Raw genomic sequence first — 7,786 nt, 5'->3', positions numbered from 1 at the left:
TGCCGTCCGCGCCCCTGGCCGGCGGGTCGTCCGGGACCGCGTCCTGGGGCTGGGCGGTGCACGAGGCCTGCACTCGGCTGGCCCGGCGGCTCGCCGACCACCGCGGTCCGCTCCCCCAGGACGGGCTGGAGGAACACGCGGACACCGCGGGCACCGCCGACGCGGAGAGCGATCACGCCCGCCACGCCTTCGGCGCGCACTTCGCCGAGGTCGGCGTCGACACCGTCACCGGCGAGGTCCGGGTGAACCGGCTGCTGGGCGTGTACGCGGCCGGGCGCATCCTCAATCCGCGCACGGCCCGCTCGCAGTTCGTCGGCGGGATGGTGATGGGCCTGGGCATGGCCCTCACCGAGGGGTCGACCGTGGACCTGGCCTTCGGCGACTTCGCCGAGCGGGACCTCGCCGCCTACCACGTGCCGGTCAACGCCGACGTGCTGTCGGTCGAGGCGCACTGGATCGAGGAGGACGACCCGCATCTCAACCCCGTCGGCGGCAAGGGCATCGGGGAGATCGGCATCGTGGGCACGGCCGCAGCCGTGGGCAACGCCTTCCACCACGCGGTGGGCGTCCGGATGCGGGAGCTGCCGCTCACCCCCGACCGTGTCCTGGACGCCCTGGCACGGCGGTCGCCGGAGCACGGGAGGGCGTGACCTCGGCCACGCGGGAGGCCGTACGGGCCGCCGGTCGGGGAAGCTGGAGAGGGAGGGCGTCGCGTCCGCGCCGCCCTCCTCGCTCTGGAGGTGTTCGGTGGACGAGCGGACGACGCTGGTGCTGATCGTGGCGGTCGTGGTGGTCGCCCTGGTCCTGCTGGCGGTCGCGGTGCGGCTGCTGCTGCGGCTGGTGCGCACCCGCCGCGCGCTGCGGCGGGCAGGCCTGCCCGCGGGCCCGAAGTGGGTGTTCTGGGGCGCGGTCGCCTACCTGGTGCTCCCCGCCGACCTGGTCCCGGACCCGGTGTACCTGGACGACATCGGCGCCCTGCTGCTCGCGCTGCGCACCATGGGGGCCGCGCTGCCGAAGGGCGTGAGGCTGTCGAAGAGCTCGCGCGAGCCCGTCGAGGGCGGCGCCGGAGAGCTGCCCGTGCGGGGCGGATCGCGTGCGCCCGGTCTCACGGCCAGGACCCAGGAGGACTGAGGGCCGCCGGTCCCTTCCTTCTTCTGCCTCCCGCCCTGTGCGACGCCCCTCGCGGAGATCCGCGGGGGGCGTCGCACAGGGCGGGAGGCCTGGTCAGCGGGCGACCACGAACCGCTCGTCGGGGACGCAGTGGGTCATGGTGAGGCCCTCGACGTCGCGCGGCGGGTTGTTGCCGAGGTTCCGCAGCCGCTGCTTGTCCTCGTCGGTGAGGTCCTGGCTCTCCAGCGGCTCGAGGTGGGCGACGTCCTTGGCGGCGATGCCCAGCCCCTCGCCGACCCGGGTGCCGAAGTCGTTCTCCACCAGCAGGAAGTGCCAGACCATGCGCTCCTGGACCGGGCGGTCGCACTGGGAGAGCAGGTCGACCATGTTCTTGACCAGGTCGTCCCGCTCCCACTGCTCCATCAGGCAGTAGCGCTGCCCGGCCTGGAGGTAGTCGTTGGTGCGCGGGATGCGCTTGCGGGTGAGCCGGCCGTGGATCTCCGGTCCCTGCTCGTCGTGGGTCGGGTAGTGGGCCTCGCGCAGCCCGCCCAGGATGGACGGCTCGTAGTTGACGATCGGGTTCCCGCCGCCGCCGTCGACGTGGTAGGTCATCTGGCCGTCGCGCTGGTTGGTGCGGACCAGCCCGTGGTCGGGCTGGTTGACGGGGAGCTGGAGGTAGTTGGGGCCCACCCGGTAGCGCTGGGTGTCGCTGTAGGAGAAGGTCCGGCCGACCAGCATCTTGTCGTCGGAGAAGTCCAGGCCGTCGACGAGGACGCCCGTGCCGAAGGCGATCTGCTCGGACTCGGCGAAGAAGTCGTCCGGACAGCGGTCGAGCACCATCCGGCCCACCGCCTTGGGCGGGAACTCCTGCTCGGGCCAGGTCTTGGTGTCGTCCAGCGGGTCGAAGTCCAGCTCGGGGTGCTCGTGGTCGTCCATCATCTGGACGAGCAGCTCCCACTCCGGGTACTCCCCGCGTTCGATGGCGCCGTAGAGGTCCGCCGTGGCGTGGCCGACGTCCTGCGCCTGGAGGTTGGCGGCGTCCTCCTCGGTCATGCTCCTGACGCCCTGCTTGGGCATCCAGTGGTACTTGACCAGCTTGGTCTCCCCCTGCTGGTTGACCCACTTGTACGTGTTGACGCCGAAGCCCTGCTGATGCCGGTAGTCCGCCGGGATGCCGCGCGGGCTGAACAGGTTGACCAGCATGTGCATCGACTCCGGGGTCTGCGACATGAAGTCGAAGATCCGGCGCGGCTGCTGGACGAAGGTGACCGGGTCCGGCTTGAGGGCGTGGATCACGTCGGGGAACTTGATGGCGTCCCGGATGAAGAAGACGCCCAGGTTGTTGCCCACGAGGTCCCAGTTGCCGTCCTCGGTGTAGAACTTGATCGCGAAGCCCCGGGGGTCCCGGTTGCACTCCGAGGAGTCCCTGCCGCCGATCACGGTGGAGAAGCGGCAGGCGACCCGGGTCCGCTTGCCGCGCTCCTGGAAGAGCTTGGCGCGGGTGTAGCGCGCGATGGGCTCGTCACCCCAGGCCCCGTAGGCCTCGAAGTAGCCGAACGCGGTGGCCCCGCGGGCGTGCACCACACGCTCCGGGATCCGCTCGCGGTCGAAGTGGCTGATCTTCTCGAGGAACTGGTAGTTCTCCAGCGTGGCCGGTCCCCGCGCGCCCACGGTGCGCTGGTTCTGGTTGTCGTAGACGAAGTGACCCTGCCGGTTGGTGAGGATTTCCCTGTCGTCACCCTGCGCGGGGCCCTTGCTGGATACGTCCGTCATACGGGGGTGCTCCTTCGCTGGTCGCCGCGCTCACGCACCGTATGCGGGCACGCGACACGCAGTTATAGGGCTTTTAAGGTTTTAGCACCCTTTATCCGGTGAGGCGAACGGTGCACCGGGAGCCGCTGCCCCTCCTTGCCCCGTTCGGGGCATAGGCCATGTTTCCTCCGGGTACGCGGGTGCCTATCGGCGAGCCGAGGGAGAGACCCATGTCGACTGCACAGCCCGACGAGTCCCGCGCATCCTTCGAGGGGGTCACCCCGGACGGGAAGCTCCACACCCGTCCCGACACCGCGGTGACCCCCGAGGACCTGGTCCTGGCCACAGGACGTGACGTCACGCCCGACACCTTGAGGTGGGCGGAGCGCAAGCTCGCCACCGAGGGACCCGCGGCGATGGAGAAGTTGCTGCCCTAGCTCGGCCGGGGCGGCCACTTCCGCCGGCACCGGGGGCGGCCTGGCCCGCCCCCGGTGCTCGGTGTGCCCGCCCCCGCCCCGGACCTCGTCCGGCCGGCCCGCGCGCCCGGTCCCCGACCGCGGCCTTGCCTTGACGTCGGCGTCAAGCCGTACCGTCGTCGGCATGCGAATCGGCGAGCTGGCCGCTGCGGCCGGGACCACCACCCGGACCCTGCGGTACTACGAGTCGCGCGGGCTGCTGTCGGCGCGACGGGACGGCAACGGGCACCGCACCTACGACGAGGACGACCTCGCGCAGGTCCGCCAGATCCGGACGCTCCAGGACTTCGGCTTCGGGCTCGAGGAGACCCGGCCCTTCGTCGAGTGCCTGCGCGCCGGTCACGCGGAGGGGGATTCCTGCCCGGCGTCCCGGCTGGTGTACCGGCGCAAGCTCGACGAGCTGGACTCGATGATCGAGCGGCTGGGGGCGGTCCGGGAGAAGGTCGCCCGGCAGCTGGCCAGGGCCGAGCGGGCGCGGGACGGGCTGGCCGCCGATGCGCTGGTTCCGGGGGGCCCGGAACCCGTCTGCGAACTGGGAGGCCGAGGGTGATCAGGGCGAAGGGCGTGGCCGAGGTGACGGACGCGGATTTCGGGACGGAGGTGCTCGGGGCGGAGCTGCCGGTCCTGGTGGAGTTCACCGCGGACTGGTGCCCGCCGTGCCGGCAGATGGCGCCGGTGCTCACCGCGCTCGCGGCGGAGGAGGCCGCGCGGCTGAAGGTGGTGCAGCTCGACGTGGACACCAGCCCGGAGACGACCAACCGCTACGGGGTGCTGTCCATGCCGACCTTCATGCTGTTCCGCGACGGGGAGCCACTGCGTTCCATGGTGGGGGCGCGGCCCAGGCGCAGGCTGCAGGCGGAGCTGGACGAGGCCCTGTAGGCACGGCGGGTCCGGGAGGGGCGGGGACCGGCGGGTCCGGGGGCCCGGCGGGCGGGAGGAGACGGTGACGCGCGGGAAATGCGGGTGACGCGCGCGGCCGCGCTCACGACAATGGGCGCCACGCGGACCCGCACCGGTCCGCCGCGCGATCCCGGGGGAGGCGGCGCCATGACCGCTGTTGCGAACGTCCTGCTGTCCGGCGTGGTCGGCTCCACCGCGTACGGCCTCGCCCACCCCGGCTCCGACGTGGACCGGCTCGGCCTGTTCGCCGCGCCGACGGTGGAACTGCACGGGCTGCGGACGCCGAAGGAGTCGTACGTCACCACGGCCCCGGACCGCACCCTGCACGAGGCCGCCAAATGGTGCCGCCTCGCCCTGTCCGGCAACCCCACCGCCATGGAACTGGTCTGGCTGCCGGACGAGTTGTACGAGGTCCGCACCCCTCTGGGCGAGGAACTCATCGCCGTCCGCAGCGCGTTCCTGAGCGCCGGGCGGGTGCGGGACGCGTATCTGGGCTACGCCCAGCAGCAGTTCCGGCGCCTGCAGAACCGGAGCGACGGCCCCTTCCCGGCCGAGCGGCGCGGACGGGCCGCCAAGCACGCCCGCCACCTCAAGCGGCTCTGCGCGCAGGGGCTGGAGCTGTACACCACCGGCCGGCTGACCCTGCGGGTCGACGACCCGCGGGAGTTCCACGACTTCGGCGAGCGGGTGGCGGCCGACCCCACGGCGGCGCTGTCGCTGCTGCGCCACTACGAGACCGCCTTCGCGCAGGCCCGTGGCGTGCTGCCCGCGGCGCCGGACGAGCGCCCCGTGGAGGCGTGGCTGCGCCGGGTCCGCGCCCACTTCTACCGGGCGGAGCCCTGAAACGGCCCACCGGTTCCGGTGGATCGTCACCGCGTCGATCCGGCTGCCGAACCCACGGGCGCGGTGAACGCGTGGCGGGGAAGAGCTTGACCTCGAGCGCGGTCGAGGTCGCACGGTGAGGACATGACCTCTTCCACGCACGACCCCAGCCGTCCGCCCGCCGACCCCGAGGGGGAGACCGCCGCCCTGCACGCCCTGGTGGCGGCCGTCGAGCGGGCGCAGCGGGAGGAACACGTCGACGGGTTCGTCGCCCTCTTCCGCGCCGACGCCCAGTGGACGACCAGCGGCGGGGTCCGCCTCTACGGGCGCCGGGCCATCGCGGAGTTCACCGCCAAGGCGCTTCCCGGCTGGACCGCGGACGGCAGCAGCGCCACCTACGAGGTGGAGCACGTGACCTTCGTCCGGCCGGACGTCGCCGCGGTCAAGGTGCGTCAGCGGTACTTCGCACCCGACGGCACCCCCGACGGCGAGGGCACCCCGCTGTACGTCACCGCCAAGGAGGACGGCCGGTGGCTGCTCACCGCCTGCCAGAACACGGCGGTGAGCACGGAGAGCTGACACCCCCGCCGGCCTCCGGGCCGGTCAGGGCGTCTCCTCCTCCCGGGCGGCGCGGGAGGCCAGGCGTTCGTAACGCTGCCGGGCGGCCTGCTGGGTGCCCAGGCCGAGACCGAACGCGATCTCCTGCCAGGTCATGCCCCGGCCGCGGGCCATCTCCAGAAGACCGGTCTCAAGTTCGTCGAGTTCACCCCTCACCAAGGGGAGAAGGGTGAGCGCGGCGGTGATGTCCGCCCGGTCGACCTCGGGTTCACCCTCCTCGGGGCGGGCGGCCCCGCTGAGCAGGAACGCCACCACGCGGACCGCCTCGTGCGGCGCCGGCAGCATCGGATTGGTCTGGCGGCGGCGCTGCTCATCCGTCGCGGCGTGCCGTTCGGCGATGCGGAAGAGGGCGGAATGGGCGCGCCTGGCACGCGCCTGTTCGGGGTCGGGCGGCAGGAACGGGTCGGCGCCGGCGTCGACGCCGAGCGGATGTCCGGGGGTCTCAGGCATGGACCCAGCGTCTCCTCGACAGCATCGATTGTCAACGAGTTATTGTGAACAGATCGTTCACACCGTACCGTTCACGCCACGTCGAGACCGTCCACGAGCCGGTCGAGGAATCTGGTGAAGGTGGCGTCCGGGTCGACGGGCCGCCCTGGGGAGGCCAGGGCCTCGGCGAGTTCGGGATGACGCCCGTCGGCCGCCACCTCGGCCAGGTAGCGCGCCTCGGCGGCGAGGCGTTCGGGGGTCCGCGAGGCCGCGGCCTGGGTGATCTCGTAGGCGACATGTCCGGCGACGAACGCGGTGACCTGCGCGAACACCTCCATCCTTGCGGCGCCGTCCAGCCCGGTCGGCCGGAGGGCCGCGAGGACGTGCTCCATGAACGCGAGGGCGTGGGGCCCGGGGGTGCGGCGGGAGCCCAGGGCGGCCGGGAGCCAGGGGTGGCGCAGCATGTTGGCGCGCTGCGACCGGGCCACGGCCTTGAGGTCGGCCCGCCAGTCCCCGGTGGGCGCCGGGCCGCCGGACAGCTCGCCGGCCACCCGGTCGACCATCAGCTCCAGGAGCGTCTCCTTGTCCGGGGCGTAGCTGTACAGCGACATGACCCCCGCGCCGACCCGCGCGGCGACCTTCCGCATGGTGACGGCCTCCAGGCCCTCCACGTCGGCCAGTCCCACCGCCGCGTCGACGATTCCCTCCCGGGTGAAGGCGGGCCGCCGGCCCCGGCGCGGCCGGTCCTGACGCAGCCAGAGTTCGCGGGGGTCCACCCCCTGGGGAACGGAGGCTCCGTCACCGGACATCCCTCGCCACCTGCCCTTCCACCGCCCCGTCCCGCGGTGCGGCACTTCGTGACCTCGCGGTCGCCATCCAAGCATGGTCTATTGTCGTACGTCGTACGAGAATTGTCTCGTCGGAGTCCCCGAGTTGTCCTGCCGAGGAGTTGGCGATGCGGTCACCCGAGAACCCCACACCCACGAGCGCCACGGCGTGGACGCCGTCCGGCACGAGGCCGCCGCTCTCCTCCCGGCTGCTGCGGGCCACCTGGCGCGGGCTGCCCGAGCGGCGGTACCCGGTCGGCTTCGAGCGCGCCCTCAAGGTCCCGGCCGCCGACGGAAGCGCGCTGGTCACCGACCACTACTTCCCGCGCGTCGGGGGCGACTTCCCGACCCTGCTGGTGCGGTCGCCCTACGGGCGGGGTCTGCCCTGGTCGCCGATGTACGGGCTCCTCCTCGCCGAGCAGGGGTTCCACGTCGTCCTGCAGAGCTGCCGGGGCACCGGCGGGTCGGGCGGGGCGTGGCACTACTGGCGCAACGAGTCCGCCGACGCGCTCGCCGCGGTCGAGTGGCTGCGGCGGCGGACGTGGTTCGACGGCCGGCTGGGCACGGTGGGCCCCAGCTATCTCGGCTACACCCAGTGGGCGCTGGCCGCCGATCCGCCCCCGGAGCTCAAGGCGATGGCCGTGCAGGTGGGCCTGCACGATCCCCACGCGTTCCTGCACGGCGGGGGCGCGCTGCATCTGGAGAACGCCCTGGTCTCCGGCGTCGGCATGACGCATCAGCACCGGGGCGTCCTGCGGTTCGCCGCCGCGGCGAACCGGTTGCGCCGCGACCTCGGCCGCGTCGCGGGGGCCTGGCCGATGAGGCCCGCCTGGCGCGAGGCCCTCGGCGAGG

11 protein-coding genes are annotated in these 7,786 nt (G+C 72.8%); 8 read left to right on the top strand and 3 right to left on the bottom strand.

The window, feature by feature from the left end:
• Together HW445_RS12475 and HW445_RS12470 are read left to right on the top strand one after the other, a co-directional pair.
• A partial coding sequence (locus HW445_RS12475) for a molybdopterin cofactor-binding domain-containing protein (protein WP_180221095.1) occupies positions 1-650 on the top strand: 650 nt, incomplete at its 5' end.
• Positions 651-747: 97 nt separating this feature from the next.
• Entirely contained in the window at positions 748-1,131 is a 384-nt protein-coding gene (locus tag HW445_RS12470) for a YkvA family protein (protein ID WP_180221094.1), read from the top strand.
• A gap of 93 nt (positions 1,132-1,224) precedes the next feature.
• Here HW445_RS12470 and HW445_RS12465 read toward each other — a convergent pair whose 3' ends face one another.
• Complete coding sequence (locus tag HW445_RS12465; protein WP_180221093.1) at positions 1,225-2,883, bottom strand: catalase; 1,659 nt, start codon at positions 2,881-2,883, stop codon at positions 1,225-1,227.
• Between the two features lie 209 nt (positions 2,884-3,092).
• Here HW445_RS12465 and HW445_RS12460 point away from each other — a divergent pair, with 209 nt between their 5' ends.
• The 5 genes from HW445_RS12460 (at position 3,093) to HW445_RS12440 (ending at position 5,639) form a co-directional block, all read left to right on the top strand.
• On the top strand, positions 3,093-3,299 hold the full coding sequence (locus HW445_RS12460) for a hypothetical protein (RefSeq protein ID WP_180221092.1): 207 nt from the start codon (positions 3,093-3,095) through the stop codon (positions 3,297-3,299).
• A 163-nt stretch (positions 3,300-3,462) separates the two neighbouring features.
• On the top strand, positions 3,463-3,888 hold the full coding sequence (locus HW445_RS12455) for a MerR family transcriptional regulator (RefSeq protein WP_180221091.1): 426 nt from the start codon (positions 3,463-3,465) through the stop codon (positions 3,886-3,888).
• Positions 3,885-4,217 carry a thioredoxin family protein gene (locus tag HW445_RS12450; RefSeq protein WP_308798964.1) on the top strand — a complete coding sequence of 111 codons (333 nt, stop codon included), beginning with the start codon at positions 3,885-3,887 and terminating at the stop codon, positions 4,215-4,217. Before HW445_RS12455 ends, HW445_RS12450 begins: the two co-directional genes overlap by 4 nt.
• Before the next feature lie 168 nt (positions 4,218-4,385).
• Entirely contained in the window at positions 4,386-5,081 is a 696-nt protein-coding gene (locus tag HW445_RS12445; protein WP_180221090.1) for a DNA polymerase beta superfamily protein, read from the top strand.
• Positions 5,082-5,204: 123 nt separating this feature from the next.
• Positions 5,205-5,639 carry an SgcJ/EcaC family oxidoreductase gene (locus tag HW445_RS12440; RefSeq protein ID WP_180221089.1) on the top strand — a complete coding sequence of 145 codons (435 nt, stop codon included), beginning with the start codon at positions 5,205-5,207 and terminating at the stop codon, positions 5,637-5,639.
• 24 nt (positions 5,640-5,663) lie between these two features.
• On the opposite strand, the gene HW445_RS12435 is transcribed toward HW445_RS12440, so the two are convergent.
• A complete protein-coding gene (locus HW445_RS12435; protein WP_180221088.1) occupies positions 5,664-6,128 on the bottom strand; it encodes a DNA-binding protein in 465 nt (154 codons plus the stop codon).
• A 71-nt stretch (positions 6,129-6,199) separates the two neighbouring features.
• Positions 6,200-6,916, bottom strand: coding sequence for a TetR/AcrR family transcriptional regulator (locus tag HW445_RS12430; RefSeq protein ID WP_180221087.1), 717 nt, complete (start codon positions 6,914-6,916; stop codon positions 6,200-6,202).
• Between the two features lie 146 nt (positions 6,917-7,062).
• Between HW445_RS12430 and HW445_RS12425 the strand changes: the two genes are divergently transcribed.
• Positions 7,063-7,786 (top strand): CocE/NonD family hydrolase (locus HW445_RS12425; protein ID WP_180221086.1); only part of this gene is annotated, 724 nt, incomplete at its 3' end.

It is taken from the genome of Streptomyces sp. UH6 (assembly GCF_013421635.1).
Lineage (GTDB): Bacteria > Actinomycetota > Actinomycetes > Streptomycetales > Streptomycetaceae > Streptomyces > Streptomyces abyssomicinicus.
Note: the sequence above shows the minus strand (reverse complement) of the source record. Positions and strands in the feature narration are given on the sequence as shown.

What these genes read in the sequence shown, in the direction of transcription:
- HW445_RS12460 (WP_180221092.1), top strand. Translation starts at nt 3,093, where the DNA reads ATGTCGACTGCACAGCCCGACGAGTCCCGCGCATCCTTCGAGGGGGTC.
- HW445_RS12440 (WP_180221089.1), top strand. Translation starts at nt 5,205, where the DNA reads ATGACCTCTTCCACGCACGACCCCAGCCGTCCGCCCGCCGACCCCGAG.
- HW445_RS12445 (WP_180221090.1), top strand. Translation starts at nt 4,386, where the DNA reads ATGACCGCTGTTGCGAACGTCCTGCTGTCCGGCGTGGTCGGCTCCACC.
- HW445_RS12455 (WP_180221091.1), top strand. Translation starts at nt 3,463, where the DNA reads ATGCGAATCGGCGAGCTGGCCGCTGCGGCCGGGACCACCACCCGGACC.
- HW445_RS12435 (WP_180221088.1), bottom strand. Translation starts at nt 6,128, where the DNA reads ATGCCTGAGACCCCCGGACATCCGCTCGGCGTCGACGCCGGCGCCGAC.
- HW445_RS12465 (WP_180221093.1), bottom strand. Translation starts at nt 2,883, where the DNA reads ATGACGGACGTATCCAGCAAGGGCCCCGCGCAGGGTGACGACAGGGAA.
- HW445_RS12430 (WP_180221087.1), bottom strand. Translation starts at nt 6,916, where the DNA reads ATGTCCGGTGACGGAGCCTCCGTTCCCCAGGGGGTGGACCCCCGCGAA.